Origin of the sequence: Bacillus sp. FSL R9-9497, from assembly GCF_038005805.1 — a bacterium.
In the GTDB taxonomy this organism is placed as follows: Bacteria; Bacillota; Bacilli; order Bacillales; family Bacillaceae_G; genus Bacillus_A; species Bacillus_A cereus.
In genome coordinates, this window is record NZ_JBBOTY010000003.1 from 48,829 (window position 1) to 74,129 (window position 25,301).

A 25,301-nucleotide genomic window follows, 5' to 3' on the forward strand; every position below is an offset into this window, starting at 1 on the left:
CATCCACTGATTTTGTAATAATATTCCTATTTTATTGCAGTATGAGTGGTATAATGACTTAATTGATTGTTCTTTCAAATAAAAAGACAGCTAAAATTTCGGTTGAATTGAACGTTCAACTACCTAATTTAATATTTGTTAATTTAAATTTTCTTGAAAATAAATAAAGATTTTATTAATATGGAACTATATTTATTGTTTAATTGATTCCGTTTATTCCCACACCTTATTGTGTTGTGGTTGAGTTGTAGAAGCAAGTTGCGTCTTGTTTCATTTATGGAAAGGGCTTCTTTGAGCCGATTAGTGTATATATAGCTTTTTTGCTATGCACATTTTTAATCGACTTGAAGGAGCCCTTTTTGTGTTGTTTTCAAGTTAGGAATCACTTGTAAAAAGGTCTTTAGATTTAGGTATACAAATAAAAAACACTGTGAGAAAAACACAAGATTTGTGCTTTTTTGCTTTGGAAGGGGATCATTATAATGAAATACGAACATGCAATTACACTTGATAAACCATTACTATCATTAGAGGAGATAATAAAAATCTTTCAGATGAATGAAGTTACTCAACCAATTTGAGAGCGTGACTCTAGCATTTTCCGTGATAAAGAAGATTATATTGCAGTTGAACTACTCACCACTTAACGTCCTTACGGACTTTTTGAAGTGGGAGATTCCTGCGAACACCGATGTATCCACCGGTTATCTTAGCAGGCTCTGCCCGTAGTCCCTACGGTGAAAACATAAGTATCTTGTACGTTGACTCACCACGCTTCCTACTTTAGCTTGGTTTTCGCAACTTCGGCAAACGTGGGGCGAAAGAACGTTGAAGATTTTACGGTTGCAACGTTTTTCTGCAACCAACTTCATATCTTCAGTTTTCAAAGAGCAATCTGTACAAGTATATGGTAGCAAACATGTTGGCTAATGCCAACCGACATTCATCTCCCACCTAAAATTGATGTTTTACACCTTCACATTTTTGAGGAAGGAGTCTTCTGTCGGAAAACGATAACCAGTATACAAGGAGTTGGGAATAATGAATTATAACATTCAAAAAGGTCAATTTCGTTTAACGAGTGCTTATCCAAGAGGTAGCTGGTGGGAATTTTACCGTGTTACGTGTCCGATTTGTCATGATACAGGTAATTGCATGCTTCATATTTCGCAAGAGAAGGTAGCATGTACACGTGTAGAAAGTAAATGGATTTACGGAAAAAACACGGGCAATCCAAGCTACATTCACTACATAAATGGAAAAGATAAGTATCAATTGCCTGAGGCGGATGAAGTTCAGATTCATGATAAGAAAAGCAATGAGGAATTAGATGTGTTTAATCGTAAGTTAATGGATTTCATACCATTACAGGATCATCATTATACACATTTATTACGAGATAGAAAAATGACTGAAGAACAAATACAAGTACGTCAATATCGATCTTTCTTAAAACAACAAATTGTGCTAGAGGAGGATAATACGTATACGACTGTTTGGGAGCAGCTATTTAAACAGATGGGGAATAAAAACTGTTGGCAGGGGGTTCCGGGTTTTTATGAGATGAGGAAAGGTCAACTTTCTCTTCGTTTGATGTCAGGATCTCCTGGTATATTGATTCCTTTTCGAAACCAGTACAATCAAATTGTTGGGTGGCAGGTTCGTGTGGATGAAGTGAAAAACTCCGTTCATGTGAAATCGGCACCTACTGGAGTTCAAGCGGAATTAATCGAGCAGCCTAACGTTGTAAAGATAACTAAAGATGGTGATTGTATCTTTGAAGGCGAACTAGAAGTGAGCAAAAGGGTAGAGATTCCATTTCAAGAGGGACAAATTGTTGTAAAGATTCATAAAGGACAAAAGTATCTATGGCTCTCATCAGCAAACAAAAATCAAGGTACTGGGGCAGGCGGTAGTGAAAATCCACTTCCAGTGCATGTTGCGGTACCAAATTCTCATTTAAAACATTGGAAGTCTGGTACATTGCATCAAACGAAATCAGTAATGATCACAGAAGGACCCATGAAAGCTGATTTGATTGCTGATTTAATTCCAAAGCGATTTAATAAAGCAGAACTTATTGAAGTAGGAACGACGGTTCTTGCGATTCCTGGTGTAAACGCTTGGCGAATTACTATGCCTGTATTAAAGGATATGGGTGTAGAGAATGTTTATTTAGCGTTTGATGCCGATTTAGTAGAGAATCAAAAAGTAAGAAAAGCTCTTATAGACTTTGCAACAGAGTTAAAGCGAGTAGGCTATAACGTAATCATAGCTGCATGGAACCCAACGCAAGGTAAAGGGCTGGATGATACAATGCAAGCGGGATTTAAACCTGTATTTCAGAGATTGTGAAAGTCATATAGTAGGTTGATATTTTCATAAATAGATAGATTAAAAAAGATAGAGTTTGTAATTCTATCTTTTTCTTATATCCAATTACACAGAGGTTTTAAATTAACTAAAAGAAAGGTAGAAGAGAATATGAATACATCTATGAAAAAAAATCTAGTAAATTTACGAGTTGATTATGCTTTCAAGCGTTTATTTGGAGTAGAAGGAAATGAAGACATATTAATTGGATTTCTTAACGCGGTACTACAATCATCTATTGATGAAGAAATTACATCTTTACACTTAGATGATCCGCACCTTCCAAGAGAGCAGAAGGATGATAAATTGTCTATTTTAGATTTGCGAGCCACGTTAAATAGTGGTATAAAAATTAATATAGAGATTCAAGTTCGAGACAAAAAAGATATGATAGAGCGCTCTTTGTTCTATTGGTCAGGCATGTATTATTCTCAAATGACTCAAGGGATGAAGTACACGGAATTAAGACCAACCATTTGTATTAATATAGTAGATTTCATTCTATTTCCAGAAGAGCAAGAGTTTCATAGTGTTAATACAGTGATGAACAAAAAATCTAAGCGTATCATTACAGAAAATATGCAGTTGCATTTTCTTGAAATTCCAAAAGTGATTCAAGAATGGCAAAGAGAACGAATGAATCCATGGGAAGACTCTTTAGCGCGTTGGTTATTATTATTTCCCGCGCATGAAGATGAGAGATTAACAACAATCCTGGAGGCGATAGCAATGGAAAAAGATCCAGTTTTGAAAAAGGCAATAGAGGATTGGGAGCGTTTAAGTAGCGATAAGGATTTTTTACGCTTATATGAGGCTAGAGAAAAAGCAATAAAAGATAGAATATCAGAAATAGAAACGGCGGAAGAAAAAGCTGCGAAAAAAGCTGCAGAAATAGCCACCAAAAAAGCTACAGAAGAGACTAGAATTGCAACTAAGATAGAGATGATTCACAATTTAATTAATGTCGGTGTACCTATTGAGAAAGTAGCGGAAGCCACTGAATTAAGTGTGGAAAAGGTTAATGAAATTTTAAAACATAAAGAGTAAATATAAATGATAAAAAATAGGTAATTGTGATTACAAACAATTACCTATTTTTTATTTTTGATTGATGCCCATTTTGTGATTACAACTATATTTTTTCTTGCTTTAGGATTCCCTCTAATTCATAACGAAATTCATTAGTCTTCTCAACATCCTTTAAGATTGCCTCAAGATCCTCTTTTTTAACAAATTCTCTAATGGAATGGTTAAATACCATTAATCTACCGTATCTTTGTTCAATCTCTTTAAACCACGTTTCTTTTTTCAATAACTTAAAGTTTTTACCAATCATTTTTTCCTTTTTTGAAGGAATGGACATAATGAGGCCTCCCAATACATCACTGATTAAGTCACCCATGAAGAAGTCTCCTTTTTCCTTTATTGTACCATTCAGGAAAAACGATGTGTGATCAAAAATCCAATACGCTATAATGAAATTAAGAGAATATATGCGAAGGAAGAGGAAATAAATATGAAGGTAACTAGGGATATGCTACATAAAATGATAGACAAGGTAAATGAAAGTGAATTACATAAAATATACGATGTGTTGCAATCTATTTTAGATAGTAATGAAATTATAATTAACCCTAGAGAGGCAGCATTAAGAAAAGCGAAAAAAATAGAAGTTGTTTCAGATGCATTAGATTCATTTTTTGAAGAAAAGGAATAATCATATACTTAATATGTAATTTTTATATATTTAAGGGACATAATATTATTTATAAAGGTTAAGAGGTATTGTTATTATGCAAAATGAAAAAGAAGGTTATTATGTACATGTGTATACACTTAGAGACAAAAGTACAAAATCTATAAAAATAGAACCATCGTGCTCATTGAAAGAAGAAATGAACTTTTTAGGCCTTACGGACAGTGATATTTTTCAAATTCAAATGGTATGGTACGATCTAAATAAAGTGGATAAAAAGTAATAAAGGTGTAAATAAGGGGTTGTATTTTCAAAATCGTATTGCTATAATATAAACGTAATAAGATTTTACAATAAAATATAAAATTAATCAGTTCGCATATAAGAGAAGACCTCAATATGCGCCATGTCCTTAGGGGACGTGTGCGTATATTGGGGTCTTTTTGCGTTTTGCGAGCAAAAACATCCGGAGGTGCAGGAATTATGTTGAATTGGTTGTCTGCAAAACTTATGACAACATCAGTAGGAGATTTCTTACTGGCAAAAAATAGTTTTTCGAAAGGACTTGGTGGTAATGGTGGTGGCGGTAATGCTGAAACCGTTCAAAAAAGCATGAACACTTTGGTGAAAACCTTAATTGGTTTTGGGGGAATTTGGGTAGCAGCTTGCGTTGTATTTGCAGCTATTAAACTATCTGGAGCACAAGGGAAGAACCCTGAAAACCGTACACAAGCTATGATTGGTTTAGCTTGCGCGGCAATTGGAGGCTTTGTCATGATCAAAGCTTACGATATCGCTGCTTGGGTTACGACAATCTAACATAAGAGTTTGTACAAGCTCTCCTCTATTTGGGGAGAGCTTCTCTTATACAAGGGAGGAAACAAAATGAGAAAAGTAACCGTTCCTGTTGATATGACTTCGGAACAAAAAACACTATTAGGTGTGCTGAGCAAACGCCAATTGATTTATCTATTAGGTGGCGGAGCATCCCTTTATTTATATGTACCATTTTTATGGCGACTATTTGCACCTATTGATGCGGTAGTAGCATTTTTTATTTGCTTAATTTTAGCACTACCGACGGTAATAGGTGTTATAACGTTTGCGTTTATATATAAAGAAAAACAACACATGTATCTAGATAAGTATCTACTTATCAAAATGCGTAGCCGTTCCGAAAAAGGTAAGTGGAGAAAAGGGTACGAGCCAACTACATGGGCAAAGGAGAACTTATAAATGTTAGAAATGATATATTTTGCAGCCATAGCCATTGTGGGATTTTTCTTTTATCGGAAAATGAATGGAAAACCGCTGTTTGGTTCTAAGAAAAAAGGGAAAAAGCAAGGTGGAGTAGAGAAACACACTACTGAAAAAGCTGGAAAGAAAAATAAAAAAAATATGCCTGCTGAATCGGAAATTGATGAGGATAATGTTGACTTCTTTCGTGCTTTTGTAGAAGACATTAAGGAAATCGATAATCATATGATTCGATATCATGATGATACATTTGTTCTGATTGCGGAAGCACATCCAGTTAACTATTATTTACTCTCCAATATGGAACAAGAAGCAATTGATATCAAAATTGAATCATGGTTAACCACATTAGAATTTAATACGAAAGTATATATTCAAAGTAAGTTTGTGGATTTAACAGATCCTGTACGCAAAATGACAGAAACGATGAAAGGTGCGAAGGACCTTACACCAGAGACGGTTCTATATGGACAAGAAGTTATCGATAACTTAGAGTACTGGCAGCGTTCGCAACCTCGATATGAACAAAAGCGTTATTTAATTTATCCATACAAGGTTGATATTAGTACGATTACGGCTGATACAGAGGAAGAGTTGGAAGAAAAGATTGTGGATAAGGCGTTTAACGAATTATATCGCCGTTATAATGCTTCTCGAAATCTACTATCGAAAGCAAAAATTAATGTAGAAATGTTAACGAAAGATAAATTAATAGAACTTTTATATGTAGCATTTAACCGTCGGAAAGCTGTAAAAGCTCGTTTCCAGGACTTAATTGAAAATGAGAATTTCTCCCTCTATTCAACAGGGGAAACAAATGAAAGAAAACTAGAGTTAATGAAGAAAGTGCTAGCAGAAGAAAAGGCAGAAAAATCAAATAACGGGGTGGCGTAAACATGAAGTTGTTCGGAAGAAAGAAAAAGGAAAAGAAAAAAATAGAAGCAGAAGAGAGGGACGAATTGGAGCTAGAGGAGGAAGAGTTGGAAGAAGAGGAAGTACCGACGCAATTAGACAATCAAACAACAGTGTTTGATGTTATTGCCCCAGAAGGAATGAAAATTGATGCAGAAGATTATGGGGTTATTAAACAATCTTTAGGAAGTAATACGTTCTTCCGTCCGTTTTATATTCCACGTGATGGATATCCACGTATGATGCAAACGAATTGGCTGAACATGTTAACTTCAGCCGGGGAAGTGGATGTCATGATTGATATTCATAAAGAGCCAAAAGCTAAGGCAATGCGATCATTAGATATGCAGCTTACAATGTTACGTTCGAATCTTTCTTTCCAACGTACACGAGGAAACATTGACCAAGAAAAAGACTTAGATGCAAAAATTCAAGATACAAACAATTTAATGGATGAAATCCAGTTCAATGAAAACGACTCCTATATGGTGAGTACAATGGGTGTTGCTTACGCAGAATCAAAGAAAGAATTGGACGTTTTATGTGAGTATATTGAAGATGAAATGCAAGCATCTCATTTTAAGATAGCAAGTACTTGGAACCGTGTGAAAAGTGGTTTGAAAGCTACTATGCCACTAGGGGCACCAAATACGCTGCAAGACACTTATCGAAATATCGATAGACGTGCTCTATGTACATTTGCACCCTTTGTATCAGGATCCGGAAGATTTAACGGTGGGATACCAATAGGAAAGAACAAAATTACTGGCCAAGTAGAATTTTTAAATTCATTCGGGAATGCAGATTATCGTCCACCAAACTATAACATTGGTGTGACAGGAATTTCAGGTTCCGGGAAAAGTTTACTTTTAAAAATGAAGCTCGCTCGTGAAACATCACTTGCAGATACACATGCAATGATTATCGATCCAGAGGGAGAGTTTGTAAAAATTACAAAACGTTTAGGTGGTATTAACCTAAACATTTCTCCTGAAAGTAATATCATTATTAACCCTTGTGCAATTGCAGTAACAGAACTGCAAATTACAGATAAAGATGAAGAACTAGAAGCACTTGAACAATATGATAAGAAAGAACTTGTAGAGCGTGATGGCGTAAAGTATGTGAGATTTGTACCAATTTTAGAGAAAATAAATGAAATACTAGGATTCTTTGACATTATTATTCGTGGGCAAGACTTTGATCAACCAGGATTAAATGTATTCCAACGTACGATGCTAGAAGATGCAATTCGTGAAGTGTTTGATAAACATGGTATTACTTCACATCCTTCTTCTTTATATACAGATGAGGTGAAGAAGGTGGATGGACAATTAATTCAGTCTCAAGTAAGAAAGCCAGAGCCAGAGTTAAAAGAAATCTACGATGTCATAGTAGAACATCATGGAGACGATGTGAAGGCAGAAGAGTTAATCGCCGCGATTCGTCCGTTCTTACGTGATGGGTCAAAACCATTATTTGATGGGCAAAGTCATTTTGGTCGTGGTGTAGAAACACAATTAAATGAATCACGTGTTGTTAACTTTAATATTAGTCATTTAGAAGAAGGATTCTTAAAACCAATCGCTTTCCACGTTATCTTGAACTATATTTGGGAGCATTGGATTAAGAGTCCAGAACACGCTATCAAGCGAAAAGTACTGTATGTGGATGAGATGTGGCAGTTTATCGATTATGAACAAACGGTTAACTTCTTAGAAAAAGTAGCACGTCGTTCACGTAAAAGAAATGCCGGTATGTGTTGGGCAAGTCAGGACTTTGTTCGTATTTTAGAAAATGTAAAAGCTCGTGGTATCTTGCAATCTACTTTCTCTTATTTCTTCTTAGAACAAAATAAGATTGATAAGAAAAAGATCCAGGAGAACTTTAACTTAACTGCTGGGGAGCTTGATATTATTCTCAACAACCCTGGAAAAGGAGAAGGGATTTTCCGCGTAGGAGATAGTTCGGTTTGGATTCAAACAGATCCATCAGATAAAGAAATGATGTTTATTGAATCGAATGAAGCGGTACTTCAAGAGCTTTTAAACAATATGAAGAAAGTACAAGGGTACGCAGGATAGTAGCGTACCTTTGTAAAGGAAGGTGAAATTATGCTTGAGAAAATAATAGATTGGGTCGGAGGCCTTGTTATCCATATGGTAAAGGCCCTACTAGCGCCTATTTATGGATTTATGGATACTATTCCAGTTCTAGTCTTTGGTGGAGATAAATCTAATCTAGATTTTTTATATGAAAAGAATGCAGTTACGAATGTATTAGATACCGGTATGCCTGTCATGTTTAAACTTGTTGCTTTTTGTGTTCTCGTCAGTGTAGTAATTACAGCAGCAAAATATTCAGCAACGACTCTGAATCCAAATAATCGCACGGCATTAATTGAATATGCAAAAGACTTAATGATTATCTCGATTTGCCTCTGGCATTTAGATTTCTTTTATAATTTTATTTTTGATCTAAATTCTTGGATTATATTAGAGTTTAAAGAGGCGTTAGGGAATTTTAACCCAGATCAGCAAATACCTCTATTAAAGAATGGACTGGCAGACAATAAGACGATTACAGAACTTTCAATGAAAGACCATAAAAATGATTATATGTTTATCATATTCGGACTATTTATTGAAGCTGGATTAATGATATGGGCAAACTTTTATTATTTAATGCGCGCTGTGACACTATACGTATTAATGTTACTAGGCCCTGTAATGGTAGGAATGTGGATGTTCCCACAAAAGAAACAACAGACGTTATATTGGATTCGTGAACTTATGGGTGCAGTATTAATTCAAGCGATTCACGCAATTACCCTATGGTTAGTTATTACACTTATTGGGGGTGCGCAAAATCCTATTATAAAATTAATATTACTTGCAATGTTTATCCCAGTTGGTGAAATCGTGAAAAGCTTTATTGGCCTTAGCACCAATGCATCCGCTGGTATTCATAGAGCAGGTACGATGATGGGTATGGGTGCTTTAGCAAGTGTGGCTGGACTGGTTAAAGGTGTTCGTGATGACTACCGTAATTCAAAAGCAAAACCTGACGATAAAGGGGATAAAGAAAAGACAAAAGAAGATGCTGATAACCCGAAAGATGCATTAGGAGCGAATTTAGGGACAGATGTTGGTACAACATCTCGTGCAGCTCGTATGTTAAAAGCTGGTCAAATTGGAAGTTCAATTGGTAAAGCAGCGACAGGACTTGCAGGTATGGCAGCGGGAGCTGGTCTTGGACCGGGAGCGATGGTAGCAGGATCGCAAGTTGGAAGTGCATTAGGTAGTGCTCCTGGTGCAGTGGCTGGTAGAAGTGTTGCTGCAGTCGGCGAAGGAGCTGTTGCTTTAGGAAAACATATTGGTTCCAGTGTAAAGAAGGGTGCGGATACGTATTCAAATCTAAATGGAGAATCTTATCCGGAACTAACCGATGAAGATATCGCACAGGATTTAGCTACAAAAGACTTTGAAAATTGGAAAGCAGATAATCCGGATTCTGCAGTTGCAAGTCGCTTGAAACAAGCATTCCCTGGTGCGTCCGATGCGGAGATTGCTAAAAAAGTAGCGAAAACAAATAGTGATCAAATGTCTCGTTTCTCAAATCAGCGGAAACAAGATTTACAAAATATGAAGAAAACCGCTACACCATATGGAAATGCTAGAGATTTAGTAAACGCTGCAACAAATGCATTCCAAAAGGGGTATGAGGCAGACCATAAAGATACGTTTATGAGTCAGTTACCAGAAAATATGTCAGCAGAAGAGAAAGAGAAACATTGGAACGATCATCTGAACACAAAAGTACAAGGATTTAGAAATCACGCAGAACAGGCGGCAACAAAAGCGGGAGCTATGCCAGTTGACGCGAAGGATAAGCAAGGAAATAACCTGTTTGATAAATCCTATGTGAATAAAGATGCGTTTGCTTCTCGACTTGCATTAGGAAAGGTCGGAAAAGCAGTCGAGGATGTAAAAGGAGAAACGTTAGAAAGTGGCCATCAAAATATGGGACAAGTCGGTGCTCTTGTCGGTGCTTCTACTGCTGCATTTAAGAAAGCGTATAGTGCAGACCATAAGGCTGGATTCATGAAACAATTCCCTGCAGATATGCCACAACAAGAAAAAGAAGCAGCATGGAATAAGCATTTAGATCAAAAAGTACAAGGATTTCAAAATCATGCGCAAAAAGCGGCGGAATCAGCTGGTATTGTACAGCAAAAAGATGGTACAAACTATGCGAATAAAAAAGCTTTCGCTGCTCATTTATCACAACAGTTACAAAAAAATCCTGGCTTAAATGCTATGGGTGTATCTAATGCGGCAGGCATTCAGAAGGCAGTCAACGGCGTGAAAACGCACGGTTTGACAAGTGGAACAGGAAGCCAGAAAGCAAAACAAGTAAGTAATGTTGGCAACCTGGTACAAGCCTCTACAGAATCCTTTAAACAGGGCTATGCAGCAGAACAACAGGCAAGCTTTATGAAGAACTTGTCTCCAACAATGTCTCAACCACAAAAAGAGCAAGCTTGGCAGTCGCACTTGAATGAAAAAGGAAATGAATTTAAAGCAGTGGCACAACAAGCGGCAGTACAAGCGGGAGCGATGCCCGTACAGGCGAAAGATACGAGTGGTAAGAGTCTACATAATCAATCGTATATTAATAAACATGCCTTTGCTTCGCAATTAACGAAAGGATTACAAAGCCATGCAAGTCTTGGAACGGTGAGTCAACAAGTAGGTTCTGGAATTACTAGTGCGATTCAAGGTGTTCGTTCACATGGCGTTGCAACAGGTGGCGCAATCAATAAAGCTGTATATGCGGCGACACAAACGCAAGCGAGTATCGCACGTGCAGGAGATCTTTCTGTTGCGGAAATTGAACGCTCTTATGCAGATGCATCAACAAGTGTAGCAAATATTGCACAAAGCGCTGGTAAAATGTCTATCCCAACTTCAGCAGTGGGACGTATGACGCAGCAAAGTACAAAACTTGGCATGAGTGTAATGGAAGGTGCGAAACACCTTATGCTTGCGGATCGCATTGATACGGTATCAAATGCATACTTTAGTGCCGCGAGTGCTGTACAACAATCTGGAGGGAATACAGTACAAAGAGTGATAAGTGGAACTACTGCTGCTGTTAATACATCATTAGGTGGGAATGCAGCAGAGCGTCATTATAATGTGACAAAAGGCTTAAGTTACGCTGCAGGTGTGATTGGTGGTGCAGGTGCTTATCAAGCGACTGCACGTATGGTAAGTAAACATAATCCGTATAACAGTGCAGTTCGTACAGAAGCAAAAGAGATTCAGGAAATTCAACAGATGGTACCGACGACAACAGATCATACAGGCGCGCAATCGGTTGTAAAAGGTGCAGTACGACTTGTGACGACAAATAATAAATCATGGATTGAGGCAAAAGATTCTAGTGGTATGACGCAAGTTGTATCTCGTTATGGTAGTGGAGATAGCAGTATACGATCTGGACAAGTCGTATATCAGGACTTAAATATTTCAGACGGACAATTAACGCAGTATCGTAATGGTACGAAAGCATCTCCAGCCTATATACAAGATTCAAGTGGTGGCAAAATCAATATCAATCGCTCAATCAATGTAAATCCAAATCAATTAGTAGGAAACCAAAATCAAAGACCGTTACAACAGAAACCGGTATTTAATGAACCACCACTTACGGTCAATCATAAGGTAGACAATGGTCACTTCTATATGTCTGATTTAGACCAAGGTGGCTATAAGAATGTACAAATGGTCGTAGAAAGAGATCGTAGTTATATGGTTGCGACAACAACAGACGGTACAGTGTCACGTATTTCGCCGTTCGGAAAAGGAGATACGCGCTTACAAGCAAACCAAAGGATTGAAAGAGCTTGTGAAGTGAAAGACAGTAGTATTAAGCCAAGAGAAGAAATCTTAGTAACACATACACAGGATGAAGTTGTTCGTACAGAAACGCATCTGAATTTATCAGAACATGACCCACAAAATCTGATTCCATTTGCGCCAAATCCTCGCTTAGCACAGCGAAGAGGAAGAAATTCTCAAAATGGAAAATATGGTGTGATAAGTCTATGAGTCAAAACCCTAACGATCCAAATGAACAGAAAAAAAGTAATCCTTTAAAAGATGTAGCTTCCCACTTTATTAAGAAAAAAGGGATGCAAGCGCGTGGGAAGATGGCAAAATTGGCAGGAAAAGCAGGAAAGGCGGCAGCGAAAGCTGCTGCCAAAATGCTAAAAGCAGGTATATTAAAAATTGTGGGTGCTGTTGTGGCAGCGGTTGGAGTACCTGCCGCTTTGATTATGGGAGTAATTATTGCTGTGTGTGTGATTTTAGTCTCTTTTGTACCTTTTACCGATGATGAAGGTAAGACAGAGGAACAAGTAAAAAAATATATGGAAGTCTCAATGGCTCTGAATGTGGATTGGAAAGAGGTTGTCGCCTTTGACATGGCGCGATATGATAATGATTTAACTGGTAAAGATCCGCATGATGCTATATCATACTTCTTGGATATCCAATATGAAGAATATACGGAAAAAGAGGTATGTGAGGCGGGACCAAATGGTCCTTGTGAAAAAAAGAAAAAAGAGATGCAAAAAACAAAATCTGAAAGTTACTCCGGACCAGATGTAAAAAAGATATTAGGAGATACAGATTTTAAGAAAAAAATAGATGAGATTAATGCAAGTGGAAGTAAAAAAGTGACAACATCTTCTCACGGGCTAGAGAAAGCCATGGAACTCGCAAAGTTTAGTAAAAGTCAAAAAGAGCGTGCTCGTGAGATATTAGAAGCCGGGATGTTAGAAGGAATGTATGGACATCTTGCCCCTACTACTGGTGGATTTATTGGTGGTATGTGTGTAGGTAATGTGAGTCCTGGTGGAGAGCCTGTTAACCTTAATGCAAAAGTTACAGGATACCTTCCTAAAATTAAAGAAATGGCAGAAAAACATGGTGTTGCTCAATATGTTGGTATTTTGGCTGCCCAAATGATGCAGGAATCAGGTGGAGCAGGAAATGACCCGATGCAGGCTTCAGAGGGGCATTATGGAGACATGAGCCCATCTTGTGTAGGTGTCAAGGGGAACGCACGTGTAGGATGTATTAAAGATCCCAACATTTCTATTGAAGCAGGCGTACAAGAATTTAAAGATGTGTTAGCAAAGGCGAATGGAGATATAGCCCTAGCCTTACAATCTTATAATTTTGGATCAGGATTCATTAGCTATGCATTAGCAAAAGGTGGATATTCAGAAGAAACAGCCATTGCGTTTTCTAGGGAGCATGCTCGTGAAAATCCAGCAGGTTGTTCTGACCCTAATAACTTCCGAACCAAAGTTGGAGCGTGTTATGGGGATTACGTGCGCCCATAAGGGAGCAAAGAAACACAGTGATTGCAAGCTGTTAGGTCAACCCTAAAAGACCTAGTATCACTTGGCTAACCTTGGAGGGAAACTGAAGGGGGACAACAGCATGCCAAGAAAGCCGTAAGTTGACTAAGCATCGAGTCAAGACTGAATGGCAAGATATAAAGTATAGATAAGGATGAAGGCTAAACTGCTTGAACGATAGCACAAGGGAGGCCACCGTAACTGGACTCGGAAGATGCTTACAGACGAGACTCAACAGATATCATAAGGGTAGTAGTAGTCATCCTATATGAGTAGGGTTATCTGTTGCCCACTTCTATATGGAAGGAACGTGTGAACGTCGCATCCGAAACTATACGTGCAAGTTCTTTGTTTACTAAATGGGGATTGTCTAAGTTGGAACGCCCATTGGGCTATTGAGGATAACTTCAAGATACAGAAATCAAGAAGTATGGCTCATGAATATCTAATATGACAACGGAGCCTTCGTAGTAGTCAGAGCTAGGGAAAGCCTAGTACAAGGCGAAGGAAGGCAGTCTGTCAGCTTATTACCAAATTGGGGAGGTGCGAAAGGCACTATGCAATGTCCAAAAATAGTACTAAGCAATCTGCGAACGAAGAGTCTTAATAAGGAATATCAATATACAAGACTTTATCGTAATTTATATAACCCAGATTTCTTTTTATTAGCATACGATAATCTAAGTAAAAATGATGGCGCATTAACAATAGGAGTAGACCAAAGGTCTATTGATGGTTTTTCTATGAAGGAAGTGGAAGGCTTGATAAGTGTTTTAAAAAGTAAAAGCTATCAACCATATCCATCTAGAAGAACCTATATTGAAAAGAAAAATGGCAAGAAAAGACCATTAGGAATTCCTAGCTTTTATGATAAATTAGTCCAAGAAGTTATACGTATGATACTAGAAGCGATATACGATTCAAGCTTTTCTAGTTCATCACATGGATACCGAAAAGGAAAGGGATGCCATAGTGCGTTATTAGAGATAAAGCGCACATTTACAGGTAGTAAATGGTTTATCGAAGGAGATATTAAAGGGTTTTTCGACAATATTGAACATCATACTCTAGTTACAATTCTTAAAAGAAGAATAAAAGATGAGGCGTTTATAGAGTTGATTTGGAAATTCTTACGGGCTGGATATTTAGAAGAATGGAAATTTCATAATACCTATAGTGGAGCACCTCAAGGTGGAATCATTAGTCCAATACTTTCTAATATTTATCTAAACGAATTAGATGCTTATATGAAAAAGTATCAAGATAGATTTGAATCAGGGAAAAAGCGACAAATAAATAAAGAGTATAGTAATTTACAGTATAAAGTGCGGAAGATTCAAGAGAAAATCGATACTGCCTATCTAAATGGAGAAGTAACACGAATTAAGGAACTAAAAGAACAACAAAAGGTCCTGAAAAGGAAGTTGTTACAAACACCTTATAATAATCCAATGGATGAAAATTATAGAAGGCTCAAATATGTAAGATATGCGGATGACTTTCTTATCGGAGTAATAGGTTCTAAAGAGGATGCAATTCTTATTAAAAATGAGATAGCTTCATTTTTGAAAGAAGAGCTAAAACTAGAATTATCTATGGAAAAGACTCTGATAACAAATGCCTTCAAGAAACACGCTAAATTTCTAGGATTTGAAATTAAAGTGTTTAAAAGTGAAGCAACACGCATTAACAGTCTTGGGAGAGCTTCTAGGGTTCTTAACGGTAAAATTCAATTAAAAATGCCACATGAGGCATGGATAAAGAAACTTCAAAAGTATCAGGCCATTAAAATGTGTGCCGATGGCACTTGGAAACCTCAGCCAAGAGGATATTTCCAACACAATGAAGATCTAGAGATTATCACGCAATATAATAGCGAAATTCGAGGGTTATATAATTACTATCGACTAGCTGAAAATGTGAGCAATCACATGCACCGCTTTGCATATTTCATGTATTACTCAATGTTAAAAACTTTTGCGTCAAAATACAGAACACGTACGAAACAAATTCGAAAGAAATACGAAAAGTACGGACAATTTACTGTACAGTATGAGACAAAGAAGGGAATGAATAAAGTTCATTTCATTGAAAGAAAGTTTCCAATGACAAGAAATTTATCGCTAGAAGGAACAGACATTTTACCAAATACTCGGCATGTAATGAGTACGACTAAATTGTCAGATAGAATCAAGGCGGAAACATGTGAACTATGCGGAGCTAGCAATGTTGTGATACATATGCACCACATTAGGAGATTAAAGAATCTACGAGCAAAGTCAAATAAATCATATATTGAACAACAAATGATAGCGAGAAATCGAAAGACTATCGCACTTTGTAAAGAGTGTCATATGAAAAGACACAAGGGCGAGATATAAAATGCAGAAGACAGATGGAGAGCCGGATACATTGAGAGATGTAAGTCCGGTTCGGGGAGGAACATTTGGAAACCTATCACAGGAATGTAATAAGGCGCTGGATGTTTACTCTACACGTACGTTTCCAAAGTTTTGAAATATTACAAAGATTTAGGGTGTGTGGCGGATGTATCTGGAGAATGGATTTCTGATAAAGGTTGGAAATGGCCAACGAAATCAGGGCGTATTACAGATACGTTTGATGCAGTTCGTGGTGGAAAACAACATAATGCTGTAGATATTGGGGCCATGACCGCCGGAAAAGCTGGGGACCCCGTATGGTCGATGGAAGCGGGTATTGTAACAAACCAAACAGGAAATGTAAACGGTGGCGGTCTAGGTGTCTATGTAGACCATGGAAATGGTATTGTATCTCGTTACTTACATTTGAGTAAAATATCAGTTGCACCAGGAACTATGGTGACAAAAGGGCAAATTATTGGGGAAATGGGCGGTTCTAACTTTGATAGAGATACAGGTTTCCTTAATATGAATGGATACGCCGTCCATTTAGATTTCCAAATTCGTATTAATGACCAACCAACAGATCCAATGAAATTCTTTAAGAAAAATGATGATCCAGGGTTATCATCAGGTGGTGCTCCTACAATGACAAATGCCAAACGACAAAAGGTATTGGAAGAAGCAAAAAAATGGGTTGGACAAGGGAAAGTAAGCTATGTATCCGGTGCTAGAAATCCAGCTGCAGGTAGTGCAGATTGTTCTGGATTCACACAATATGTGTTTAAAACTAGTATAGGTGTCCAACTTGGAGATTGGACAGGTGCTCAAATTGGACAAGGAAAACAGGTGCCAGATATCGGTCGTGCACAACCAGGAGATTTAATTTTCTATGAAAACCCTAACCATGTATCTATTTATTTAGGGAATCAGAAAATGATTCATATTGGTGATAATAAGGGTGTACAAATTACAGGTCTAAACTATACGGCAAGAGGACAACATATGTCGCAAATCCGTAATGTTATAGACTGATTTGGGATGTGAAGAAATGAAGAAAGTCATGAATGTGTTAACGAATCTGCCTCGTAAGTACTTAGTTATATTGGGAATTATTGTGTTAGTAGTAGGCGTTGCTACCTATAATACGATTCATCGTTACATGATGAAATCTCAAGTACAAGAGGAAGAGCAAGTAAATCAAGATGAAATCGAGATGCTTGGAGATAAGCCAAAGGGATTTGATACAAAAGAAGAGGAATATATCGCAAAGACAAAAACTGTAGAGGACTTACTACGAAAAATTTCTAATAGTAGTTATGATGTCCCGTATTTGTTTACAAAGGCTGGATTTGGTATTGAACCAATGAAAATGACAAGTAATGAACGTATGCTTGCTACAGAAGCTGTACAACGATATTTCCTAAATGGGGATCAGTTTTACAATGCGAGAATTACAAAAATTGACCGTGGGAAAAAAGTTGATACGTTTCATATTGAAGTTTTAATTCAACAGGTAAACTTCTTAGAACCACGACAATTTAAAGTGCAGGTAAACAAATATGCACAAATTGTAACACCAATTACACAAATTCCACATGGACAAGAAGAAGTACCTGTGGATTAAGAAGGAAATGAGGGTTGTGGAAGAAAAAACACAACCCTTTTATAAAAAAATAAAGAGTACCTAAAATTATTTATTTAATATTCATAATTTTCTGATATAATAAAACCATGGTTAAATGAAATTTGCATATAACGCTAAAATGAGATAGATATGGAGGAATACAAATGAGAATGTTAATTGGTACAGCTGCGAATTTTGTTTCGGGGTATTATATAGGACGAAATTCCGGATTATTTGGAACGTTGTTTGGCTGGGCTTTTCTGTTGGGTGGTGGCTATCTGTTAATAGAAAATTGGGATAGTATCACAGTATGGATGCATAGTTTAAATATTGTACGAGGATTAGATGGTTACGAAGACATGAGCGATGGCTTCATTTTCATCTGTTTGGTAGTAAGTGGCTTTATTTTTATCTTGTTGTCCCCGATTTTCGTTATTTTATTAATAGTTTGTTTTGTGTTAATGAATATTGTTGCTTGTACACTTGTGTTATTAACATCACCAAGTACGTATATAAAGAAGAAAGATAAGGAGAATGAGTGGGAATGAGTACAATTCTAGTTTTAGGTGGATCAAATGGAAGAACGCTAGAGAAGTTGGTCAAAAAAAGAGACTGTCAGGTTATTTTCCATGATGGGAAAAATCACGGAGGCGTAAAGAAAACCTTTCGAAGTGTTATAAAAGAATGCGATGTTATTGTCATTCAAAAAGGTGCATGTGGCCATGTATCTATTGATGTAGCAAAAGAGTACGCAAAGAAGTATGATGTCCCACTAGTATTTAATTCGGGATTTGGTGGAACTGGTGCGCTTGAAATGGGATTAAAGCATTTGAAGGTTGCATGAGGTTTGCTACATATGAATGGAATAATAATTGTTAAATCAATATATAACATTAAAAGAAAAGGAGAAAGATAGTGTTTAAAGATATATATGTGTTATTTCCACCAGAAGGGAAAGAAAGCATCGAATTTCAATTCTTTTTAGATATAGAGGGAGAGAAGTTTTACGAATTTTATCAGGAAAAATATAAAGACCCTATGTCTGATGTATCTGTATATTTTCCAATGTTTCAAAATACGTATGAATCCTATTTAGAGGGATTTTTGTACCCGTATGTAAGTAGCTTTAAAGAGATTCGATTAGGACGGGATGCATGGGAAAATGAAGGTATTTGGTTTGGTATTCATCAAGACGGAAGGGAACTGGGGATTCTTTTGCCCAGAGTTGATTTTGCGTACTATAAAGGAGCTTTGTCCTATAAAGATTGGCGAACAAAATAACTAAACAAAAGCATTATTTTCCGGAAAGGTGAAAAGAGCACACAGAAAATGTGTACTCATACAATCTAAATTAATTTAAGGACCATGATATATCATCAAGGGCTTTATAAATATAACTGTACATGCGGTAAAAGATATATTTTGGATTGTATTTTTCTTTCCAGTTCATAATAATCACCTCTAATACAAATAGTTTATTTACATTATACAGTCATTAATTCGAATGTTAAGAAAATTAGATGTAAATTAAGGTAAATTTAAACAAAATAGTTATTTGTTTATTTAGTTTAATTAAATTTGAATTTTGTACAAAAATGGAGAATGAATATGTCAAAAACAAAGAGGGAGCAGGTATTAATTACAACGGTAAATGCTCAGGTCGCAAAAAATTATGCGGAGAGTCAGGCTTGGATAAACGAGACTTTAAGAATAATGGCAAAAGGAACTAAATATGAGTCAGATGTTAATGAAGCACTTGCAGTTTGTGAGAAATACAAAGAGCTAAAAACACTAAATTAAAAGAAGTTAATAGAAATAAGAAATCCGGAATTTTAATATAAGCGTTATTTGATAAAAAATAAGAAAGCCCTAGCTTTCTTATTATATGTAAAAAGTCATATGTTTTTTATCTTCTTTATAGTACTCTAACCGGTTTTGCAAAGTGCCAGTGTGGAACTCAAACTTATGGCCATCTGGATCTGTAAAGTAAAGAGATCTTTGGTCTCTCTCATCCCTTTCTCGACCAGGTAAAATATTAACATCATTTTGAATTAATGCTTCTTTTAAATGGTCTAATGCTTCATTTGTTACAGTGAAAGCCATATGTGTATAAGATTGCTTAATTTCGTTTCTTGGTATATCTTCTTCAACATTTAAAGCAATCCATAATCCATTTAAATCAAAATACGCTAATTTTCTACCTTTTACTAATAATTTTGCTTGAAGTATTTTTTGATAGAATTCAATAGATTTTTCCAAGTTTGATACAGAAAAACAAATATGGTTAATGCCCTGTAGCATACAAAACGCCCCCTATAATTAAATGATTTTTAATATTTTTATATAAAGATTATAAAAGTTTAGGCGCGATTTATAAAGAATTATTACCAAATAGTTATCTTGTAATCAAAAATAAAATAACCCGCTAGTTATAACGGGTTATTTCCACAAGGTGTGCAAGGAATGCAAGGTAACTGGACTAGGGAAACCTGTAGATTTCCTTGTAATTGTAATGTATGCAAAGGAATCAATAAGGTTAATGAAGTTTAAACAAAATCCTTATTTCAACAGAAAAAAGAACGCACGGGAAAGCGCTCTTTGACCAGGATTTATATGAAAAAGTATCGGCAATTAAATCTTATGTATGTTTTCAGTTTATGTGTAAGTTAGAATCAAATCTTTATTTAAGAGGGGAACGAAATCGTGAAATATGATAAACAAGAATGTCCGAAATGTAGCAATCCGGTTAAAACTTTATATAGACCATCAATGAGTTATAAAGGCCCAAATCTTTGCTATTGGTGTAATCGGAAACGTGTTAAAGAAGAAAAAGAAATGAACGTACAAAACTAACACAAAATCTTTATTAAAAATAACGAACAAAAAGCACTACTGGATCCTGTGAAAGTTCGTGATTTAATACAAAATCGTTAATTAAATCAAAAAGTGAAAGGAAAATACATTAATATGAATAATAGTAATATACATAAATCAGGTTATATCATACTGATTTATTTTATAATGACGCAGTTTGTGGGGATAATAGGTGTACAATTGCTAGCGAAGACAGGATGGTATGATATTCAGGGAAATCAACAGCAAGCAATCCAACAACTTCTTGTGCATTGGGAACTAATTGGATTTTCACTTACATTAATAATCATTTTTCTTATATATAGTAAAGAACTAATGAATGATCCCAAGTTATCGATTAAATTATCAAGAAATTCATTTGTATGGATTTTAGTTGGGATCATAGTAGTATTTCTTGCGCAGATGGTTGGTAGTGTTTTAGATAAGAGTGTATTTCAGTTAACTATGCAATCAGCAAATACGTCTAGTACAGTCGCTGCTGCAGCAATATCTCCTGTGGCACTTGTTTCAATTGTTCTTCTTGCGCCTTTAGTAGAAGAGTTTGTTTTTCGTTATGCGGCCATAAACATTTTAATGTCTAAGTTTAAGCAAACTTGGAGCATACTAATAAGCTCATTGTTCTTTTCTATCATGCATATTGATTTTCCATATATATTTGGATATTTTTTAATTGGAGTTATACTTGCTTTAGTATATGTGCGTACTAATAGGTTACTAGTATCATTTGTTGTTCATGCTAGTATGAACTTAATTGTTGTTATACTCCAGATTTCTTGATGAAAAAGCAGCGGATTTGTGCAACTTACTAGTGATCTAGTTTTGTATGTTTATGGATTTAAAATTATGATAAGATTAATAAGAATACATTTGAAAATGTGGGTTCAAGTTGCTGTATTGACTGAATTGCACCAAAAAAACCAATTCCATTACACGGGAATTGGTTTTTTTGGTGTGTGTTGTTAGCATAATTATTGACGGCCTAAAGGAGATTTGTTTCTTTGTAGTTTAGTATAACTTAGATAAAAAGAAAATTCAAAAACAAAATGATGAATCTTTACATATTTTTAAATTACAACACAAAAATGTAAAGATATGGTTTATAAAGAGTGGTGAAACACTCGCCTATGTTTCTAGTGATTGTATTTTTTATCTGTTTTTGGTGCGAAATCTGTTGATGGATTTTGCACTTTTTTATTTATTGTTTAATAGGTTTAATTTAATTATTTGAAAGGGGGAAATTAGTATGTTTGGGAATAAAGAAAATGAAATTAAAGAATACCTTATACAAGAAGGTTATGAGATTAAAGAATATTTAAGAAAAAATGGTGATTGGTACTATTTTAAAGTACATACTTTTTGGTCTGGAAAACATTTAGTAAAAGTAAAAGATGGAGTATTTGGTTTTAGAATAGAAAAAGCGTAAATAGAGGGATTTATTCTGTATAAGTGCACTTATACAGAATAAATCCCATAATAAAAATACTGTAATTAGCAAAATTAAAGTTTACTTTCATTTCTTTCATCTTTAACCCAATTAGTGCTATAAGGGGTCTTGCAAACAAAACGTGAATTTTGTACGGTAAGGAATTATTCGGTGTCTTTTTTTAATAAATCAATTAATAAAATTAGTTATATAAATAATTTGTTATACTTCCATGTACCCTACTGATATAATATATAAGGCAATTATTGGTTAATTAATAGCGTACATATATTGGGGAGGTACATAAGTCATGGAGTTAATAGTTTCTTCATTTGTATTAGTGGTAATATTCTTTATTCTTTCGATATCTTTAAGTGGTAAAGGTCAGCGAATAGCAAAAGAAGTTTTAAAAGAGCTTATTAATGGTCCTGAGGGGAAAATGTTGGTAGGTTTTTTTGGATCTGCAGCAGTTACAGGAGTAATTTTTGTCCTTTGGCTTTTATTGAACTAAGCATTCCAGTTACTCAGGCTGATACAAGGTGCAAGAAAATTACTGGATAATTAAAGGTACATATATATTAGGAGGTACATAAGTAATGATAGATATAATATTCTCATTCTTCTTAGTGGTTACTTATTTCATTATTTATCTCTTTTCAAGTGGAGAAAAGAAACAACAAGCAAAAGAAAATCTAAAAGAAGTTATTACAGGTGCGGGTGGTAAACTCCTATTAGTTACTGTTATGGGAATTCTAATCATGGTAATCTGGTTATATTTTTATGGTTTAGGTTTATGAATATAAACTAAAATCATATCCAAGTATACGAGATAATGGTTCACCTGGGAAGTATGCGTATTATGGTGGAGAATAGGACACGGTGGTCTTTTTGGAGAAGCTAAATGTGTTATGAAACTGATGAATCGGATAATAGGTAGTATATAAAGGTCTTATCTTTTTTATAGGAAGATAAGGCTTTTTTATGCATAAAGAAAAGACACCACAAGGTGCCTTTCTCTGACTTGAACCACTTTAATTTTAATAACACCATTTTACAACTACAAATATATCTTTAATCTTTCATATAATATTTTAACATTTTTTTCAGTTAATTGCATGTAACTGGTAAAAAATAGTCTATTTCTTGTAAACTCCTTTTCTCCATACCCACTCAATAGGACCATAACGGAAATATTTACTCCAAATCTTGCTGAATATGATTTGTACAAATATAATTACAAGCCCAAAGATACATAGTTGCCAGTAATATACGTGTGAGACATCTTTAAAGCACCACGAAAGAATGACAAGCGTAATTATGCTTTGAGTGATGTAATTTGTTAAAGCATACTGGCCAACGTTCATAAAGGGGTGCAGGCATTCTATATATTTTTTATTCTCACAAACTCTCAGTAGAGTACAAATATAGAATATAGCTAGCATTTTCCCTCCAAATAGAATCCATAGTTGTACATCCTGAGAGTAATAGACATCTGTTTTTATAAAGTAGTAGAGAATAGGACAAGAGAGAAGACATGAGATACATAACGAACTCCACTGTAAAAATCTAATTTTCTTTATTAATTCCGGTACCCTTTTAAAAATATTTTTCTTACCAGCCCATAACCCTATTAAAAATAAGCCTATATATTCAGGAATTCCTATTAGTAGTTGCTGGAATTCCTGAGTCATTAGAAAGAAAAGACGTGCTTTTACTTGATGAGAATAATGTATAAATAGATTCACAGTGTGATTGGTAGTGTTACCTGTGAACATATATTGATAGTAATTTGGTACCTCAGGAATAGAAGAACTTGCTCGTAAAAATACAATAACATGTAATACATAACTAACCGTTAGGAAACTACAACCAGCTATAAAAATAAGCTTAGTAGATCGCTTATAAAAGAACAATAGAATAAATCCAGCTATAGCATACGCATGTAGAATATCTCCATACCATAGAAAGGTGAAGTGGAGTAAACCGAAGACTAGTAAAATACATAGTCTCCGGGTAAATAGCTTATACATAGGATATCCTTTTGCTTCTGTATTTTTCATAAAGATATAAAATCCTACTCCAAATAAGAATGCGAAAATAGTGTAGAACTTTGCTTGTATAAACAAATCTACTAAAAAACGAATCGTTTTATCTGTACCGGTGTAACCTGCCTGATTAAAGGGATCTAGTCCCGTCATAGTGGGCAGATTCGCAAATAGGATACATAGTATGGCGATACCTCTTATTATGTCTAACGAATGAATACGGACGTTTTGTTGCATGTTAATTCTCCTTTCTTACAAAGAAAAACGAGCACTATACTAGCTAGCGCTCGAATTACGTCTTGCAAAGAATCCATCATATGTAGCAGCTGACACAGCTCCTTCTAAACGTTCAACTTCTTCACCTCTGTTATAAGCGACAACAACTGGAGTACCTGGAATGTCGAATTCTTCAAAGGCACTTTGATTTTCTGGTGTAGAGATATCAATACGATAAATGGTTCTATCATGCTTTTTTGACATACGATTGATATCCGGTGCAGCTTTTTTACAAAAATGACAGGTTGGTTGATAGTAATACGCAATGAACTCTTCATGGGATTGTATTTTTTGCTTTATTTCTTCTTTGGAAATATCTTTTATATTTTCAGGTGCTCCTTTTACATCTGCAGCAGATACAATTGTTTTTTCTGGTATTATAGTTTCTGTATTGACTGATTCATTCTTAGTTAAAGTAAAGATCGCAATACAAGCAACGCATAAAGTTGTGATAACTGCTCCAATTTTGTAGACTTTTTTCATAGTAAATTCCTCCTTAAAGTAAAAAAAAGGACAAACCTCGCCCGAGTTAACTGGGCGTAAGGTTTGTCCTTCACGCTACGTACAATAGAGTATAAACAATGGAAACAAATTTTCTATCTATATAATACCATAAGATTTATATAGAATGCTATAAGAATTTTAAAAGAAAAACTAGGGAATATATTAATAGTAAAATTTCATGTACCAGATTAAATATCAAAAACAATAAACACCACAACAAAGGGATTCTCTGTGGTGTATCCAACTGATAGGGATACTATCCTCCTCCAATAAGCATAAATTCATTCAACAAACACATCTCAAAAAGTGTGTGTACTTATGAAGTATGTCTTAAGTACATTTTGATACCTTTTGAAGTAGTTTAAGCTGCAAAGAATATATTATATCTAAAGGTGTACCTTTTGGAATTGTTTTTTTTAGATGTTCATATGTAAAAAGTAAAACTAAGTTTAGGTATTTATATATTTTGTAAAACACGCCGTTGAATATCCAAATAAA

24 protein-coding genes and 2 pseudogenes are annotated in these 25,301 nt (G+C 35.4%); 22 read left to right on the forward strand and 4 right to left on the reverse strand.

Features of this window, described 5'->3' with window-relative positions; genetic code table 11:
• The first annotated feature begins 1,041 nt into the window (after positions 1-1,041).
• Entirely contained in the window at positions 1,042-2,355 is a 1,314-nt protein-coding gene (locus MKY21_RS30470; protein WP_341078570.1) for a DUF3854 domain-containing protein, read from the forward strand.
• 129 nt (positions 2,356-2,484) lie between these two features.
• Positions 2,485-3,420 carry an Rpn family recombination-promoting nuclease/putative transposase gene (locus tag MKY21_RS30475; protein ID WP_341078571.1) on the forward strand — a complete coding sequence of 312 codons (936 nt, stop codon included), beginning with the start codon at positions 2,485-2,487 and terminating at the stop codon, positions 3,418-3,420.
• 85 nt (positions 3,421-3,505) lie between these two features.
• Here MKY21_RS30475 and MKY21_RS30480 read toward each other — a convergent pair whose 3' ends face one another.
• Positions 3,506-3,775: a hypothetical protein gene (locus MKY21_RS30480; RefSeq protein WP_341078573.1), complete on the reverse strand. Its 270-nt coding sequence runs from the start codon at positions 3,773-3,775 to the stop codon at positions 3,506-3,508.
• A 114-nt stretch (positions 3,776-3,889) separates the two neighbouring features.
• On the opposite strand from MKY21_RS30480, the gene MKY21_RS30485 reads away from it, so the two are divergent.
• The 15 genes and pseudogenes from MKY21_RS30485 to MKY21_RS30555 all read left to right on the forward strand — a co-directional run bounded on the left by MKY21_RS30485 (position 3,890) and on the right by MKY21_RS30555 (position 19,481).
• A complete protein-coding gene (locus MKY21_RS30485) occupies positions 3,890-4,090 on the forward strand; it encodes a hypothetical protein (RefSeq protein WP_076775955.1) in 201 nt (66 codons plus the stop codon).
• Between the two features lie 76 nt (positions 4,091-4,166).
• On the forward strand, positions 4,167-4,352 hold the full coding sequence (locus MKY21_RS30490; RefSeq protein WP_097862058.1) for a hypothetical protein: 186 nt from the start codon (positions 4,167-4,169) through the stop codon (positions 4,350-4,352).
• A 116-nt stretch (positions 4,353-4,468) separates the two neighbouring features.
• Entirely contained in the window at positions 4,469-4,888 is a 420-nt protein-coding gene (locus MKY21_RS30495; protein ID WP_098377980.1) for a hypothetical protein, read from the forward strand.
• A 66-nt stretch (positions 4,889-4,954) separates the two neighbouring features.
• The gene (locus MKY21_RS30500; protein ID WP_001233532.1) at positions 4,955-5,305 is read left to right on the forward strand and encodes a PrgI family protein; all 351 of its coding nucleotides are present in this window, start codon (positions 4,955-4,957) and stop codon (positions 5,303-5,305) included.
• Entirely contained in the window at positions 5,306-6,220 is a 915-nt protein-coding gene (locus MKY21_RS30505; RefSeq protein ID WP_000892003.1) for a hypothetical protein, read from the forward strand.
• Between the two features lie 2 nt (positions 6,221-6,222).
• Complete coding sequence (locus MKY21_RS30510) at positions 6,223-8,322, forward strand: VirB4 family type IV secretion system protein (RefSeq protein WP_000765120.1); 2,100 nt, start codon at positions 6,223-6,225, stop codon at positions 8,320-8,322.
• 30 nt (positions 8,323-8,352) lie between these two features.
• Positions 8,353-12,354: a hypothetical protein gene (locus MKY21_RS30515; protein ID WP_341078579.1), complete on the forward strand. Its 4,002-nt coding sequence runs from the start codon at positions 8,353-8,355 to the stop codon at positions 12,352-12,354.
• Positions 12,351-13,643 (forward strand): annotated as a pseudogene (locus MKY21_RS30520) (lysozyme family protein); the annotation flags it as partial. The gene MKY21_RS30515 and the pseudogene MKY21_RS30520, both read left to right, overlap by 4 nt.
• Positions 13,644-14,230: 587 nt before the next feature.
• Complete coding sequence (locus MKY21_RS30525) at positions 14,231-16,054, forward strand: reverse transcriptase/maturase family protein (RefSeq protein ID WP_021728157.1); 1,824 nt, start codon at positions 14,231-14,233, stop codon at positions 16,052-16,054.
• 111 nt (positions 16,055-16,165) lie between these two features.
• Positions 16,166-17,089, forward strand: a pseudogene (locus MKY21_RS30530) (NlpC/P60 family protein); the annotation flags it as partial.
• A gap of 16 nt (positions 17,090-17,105) precedes the next feature.
• Complete coding sequence (locus tag MKY21_RS30535; RefSeq protein ID WP_341078582.1) at positions 17,106-17,681, forward strand: hypothetical protein; 576 nt, start codon at positions 17,106-17,108, stop codon at positions 17,679-17,681.
• Between the two features lie 164 nt (positions 17,682-17,845).
• On the forward strand, positions 17,846-18,229 hold the full coding sequence (locus MKY21_RS30540; RefSeq protein WP_341078586.1) for a hypothetical protein: 384 nt from the start codon (positions 17,846-17,848) through the stop codon (positions 18,227-18,229).
• Entirely contained in the window at positions 18,226-18,525 is a 300-nt protein-coding gene (locus tag MKY21_RS30545; RefSeq protein WP_341078588.1) for a DUF2325 domain-containing protein, read from the forward strand. The genes MKY21_RS30540 and MKY21_RS30545 overlap by 4 nt, the downstream gene beginning before the upstream one ends.
• A 71-nt stretch (positions 18,526-18,596) precedes the next feature.
• Entirely contained in the window at positions 18,597-18,962 is a 366-nt protein-coding gene (locus MKY21_RS30550; protein ID WP_228528823.1) for a hypothetical protein, read from the forward strand.
• A gap of 327 nt (positions 18,963-19,289) precedes the next feature.
• Positions 19,290-19,481, forward strand: coding sequence for a hypothetical protein (locus tag MKY21_RS30555; RefSeq protein WP_153600792.1), 192 nt, complete (start codon positions 19,290-19,292; stop codon positions 19,479-19,481).
• An 81-nt stretch (positions 19,482-19,562) separates the two neighbouring features.
• On the opposite strand, the gene fosB is transcribed toward MKY21_RS30555, so the two are convergent.
• Positions 19,563-19,982: a FosB/FosD family fosfomycin resistance bacillithiol transferase gene (gene fosB / locus MKY21_RS30560; protein WP_098205159.1), complete on the reverse strand. Its 420-nt coding sequence runs from the start codon at positions 19,980-19,982 to the stop codon at positions 19,563-19,565.
• A 402-nt stretch (positions 19,983-20,384) separates the two neighbouring features.
• Here fosB and MKY21_RS30565 point away from each other — a divergent pair, with 402 nt between their 5' ends.
• The 5 genes from MKY21_RS30565 (at position 20,385) to MKY21_RS30585 (ending at position 22,775) form a co-directional block, all read left to right on the forward strand.
• Positions 20,385-20,534 carry a hypothetical protein gene (locus MKY21_RS30565; protein WP_000872738.1) on the forward strand — a complete coding sequence of 50 codons (150 nt, stop codon included), beginning with the start codon at positions 20,385-20,387 and terminating at the stop codon, positions 20,532-20,534.
• 114 nt (positions 20,535-20,648) lie between these two features.
• Entirely contained in the window at positions 20,649-21,332 is a 684-nt protein-coding gene (locus MKY21_RS30570; protein WP_341078597.1) for a CPBP family intramembrane glutamic endopeptidase, read from the forward strand.
• Between the two features lie 466 nt (positions 21,333-21,798).
• A complete protein-coding gene (locus tag MKY21_RS30575) occupies positions 21,799-21,978 on the forward strand; it encodes a hypothetical protein (RefSeq protein ID WP_000467736.1) in 180 nt (59 codons plus the stop codon).
• Between the two features lie 310 nt (positions 21,979-22,288).
• Complete coding sequence (locus MKY21_RS30580) at positions 22,289-22,489, forward strand: hypothetical protein (RefSeq protein ID WP_098620274.1); 201 nt, start codon at positions 22,289-22,291, stop codon at positions 22,487-22,489.
• A gap of 85 nt (positions 22,490-22,574) precedes the next feature.
• The gene (locus MKY21_RS30585) at positions 22,575-22,775 is read left to right on the forward strand and encodes a hypothetical protein (RefSeq protein ID WP_341078601.1); all 201 of its coding nucleotides are present in this window, start codon (positions 22,575-22,577) and stop codon (positions 22,773-22,775) included.
• Positions 22,776-23,114: 339 nt separating this feature from the next.
• Here the strand turns inward: MKY21_RS30585 and MKY21_RS30590 are convergent, their stop codons facing one another.
• Together MKY21_RS30590 and MKY21_RS30595 are read right to left on the reverse strand one after the other, a co-directional pair.
• Positions 23,115-24,260: a DUF418 domain-containing protein gene (locus tag MKY21_RS30590; RefSeq protein WP_341078603.1), complete on the reverse strand. Its 1,146-nt coding sequence runs from the start codon at positions 24,258-24,260 to the stop codon at positions 23,115-23,117.
• 39 nt (positions 24,261-24,299) lie between these two features.
• Positions 24,300-24,782 (reverse strand): thioredoxin family protein, encoded by a 483-nt coding sequence (locus tag MKY21_RS30595; protein WP_341078605.1) that lies wholly within the window; start codon positions 24,780-24,782, stop codon positions 24,300-24,302.
• Positions 24,783-25,301: the final 519 nt, after the last annotated feature.

Excerpts from the sequence above, each read along its gene's own strand:
- MKY21_RS30470 (WP_341078570.1), top strand. The coding sequence starts at position 1,042 with ATGAATTATAACATTCAAAAAGGTCAATTTCGTTTAACGAGTGCTTAT.
- MKY21_RS30475 (WP_341078571.1), top strand. The coding sequence starts at position 2,485 with ATGAATACATCTATGAAAAAAAATCTAGTAAATTTACGAGTTGATTAT.
- MKY21_RS30480 (WP_341078573.1), bottom strand. The coding sequence starts at position 3,775 with ATGGGTGACTTAATCAGTGATGTATTGGGAGGCCTCATTATGTCCATT.
- MKY21_RS30485 (WP_076775955.1), top strand. The coding sequence starts at position 3,890 with ATGAAGGTAACTAGGGATATGCTACATAAAATGATAGACAAGGTAAAT.
- MKY21_RS30490 (WP_097862058.1), top strand. The coding sequence starts at position 4,167 with ATGCAAAATGAAAAAGAAGGTTATTATGTACATGTGTATACACTTAGA.
- MKY21_RS30495 (WP_098377980.1), top strand. The coding sequence starts at position 4,469 with ATGCGCCATGTCCTTAGGGGACGTGTGCGTATATTGGGGTCTTTTTGC.
- MKY21_RS30500 (WP_001233532.1), top strand. The coding sequence starts at position 4,955 with ATGAGAAAAGTAACCGTTCCTGTTGATATGACTTCGGAACAAAAAACA.
- MKY21_RS30505 (WP_000892003.1), top strand. The coding sequence starts at position 5,306 with ATGTTAGAAATGATATATTTTGCAGCCATAGCCATTGTGGGATTTTTC.
- MKY21_RS30510 (WP_000765120.1), top strand. The coding sequence starts at position 6,223 with ATGAAGTTGTTCGGAAGAAAGAAAAAGGAAAAGAAAAAAATAGAAGCA.
- MKY21_RS30515 (WP_341078579.1), top strand. The coding sequence starts at position 8,353 with ATGCTTGAGAAAATAATAGATTGGGTCGGAGGCCTTGTTATCCATATG.
- MKY21_RS30525 (WP_021728157.1), top strand. The coding sequence starts at position 14,231 with ATGCAATGTCCAAAAATAGTACTAAGCAATCTGCGAACGAAGAGTCTT.
- MKY21_RS30535 (WP_341078582.1), top strand. The coding sequence starts at position 17,106 with ATGAAGAAAGTCATGAATGTGTTAACGAATCTGCCTCGTAAGTACTTA.
- MKY21_RS30540 (WP_341078586.1), top strand. The coding sequence starts at position 17,846 with ATGAGAATGTTAATTGGTACAGCTGCGAATTTTGTTTCGGGGTATTAT.
- MKY21_RS30545 (WP_341078588.1), top strand. The coding sequence starts at position 18,226 with ATGAGTACAATTCTAGTTTTAGGTGGATCAAATGGAAGAACGCTAGAG.
- MKY21_RS30555 (WP_153600792.1), top strand. The coding sequence starts at position 19,290 with ATGTCAAAAACAAAGAGGGAGCAGGTATTAATTACAACGGTAAATGCT.
- fosB (WP_098205159.1), bottom strand. The coding sequence starts at position 19,982 with ATGCTACAGGGCATTAACCATATTTGTTTTTCTGTATCAAACTTGGAA.
- MKY21_RS30570 (WP_341078597.1), top strand. The coding sequence starts at position 20,649 with ATGAATAATAGTAATATACATAAATCAGGTTATATCATACTGATTTAT.
- MKY21_RS30575 (WP_000467736.1), top strand. The coding sequence starts at position 21,799 with ATGTTTGGGAATAAAGAAAATGAAATTAAAGAATACCTTATACAAGAA.
- MKY21_RS30580 (WP_098620274.1), top strand. The coding sequence starts at position 22,289 with ATGGAGTTAATAGTTTCTTCATTTGTATTAGTGGTAATATTCTTTATT.
- MKY21_RS30585 (WP_341078601.1), top strand. The coding sequence starts at position 22,575 with ATGATAGATATAATATTCTCATTCTTCTTAGTGGTTACTTATTTCATT.
- MKY21_RS30590 (WP_341078603.1), bottom strand. The coding sequence starts at position 24,260 with ATGCAACAAAACGTCCGTATTCATTCGTTAGACATAATAAGAGGTATC.
- MKY21_RS30595 (WP_341078605.1), bottom strand. The coding sequence starts at position 24,782 with ATGAAAAAAGTCTACAAAATTGGAGCAGTTATCACAACTTTATGCGTT.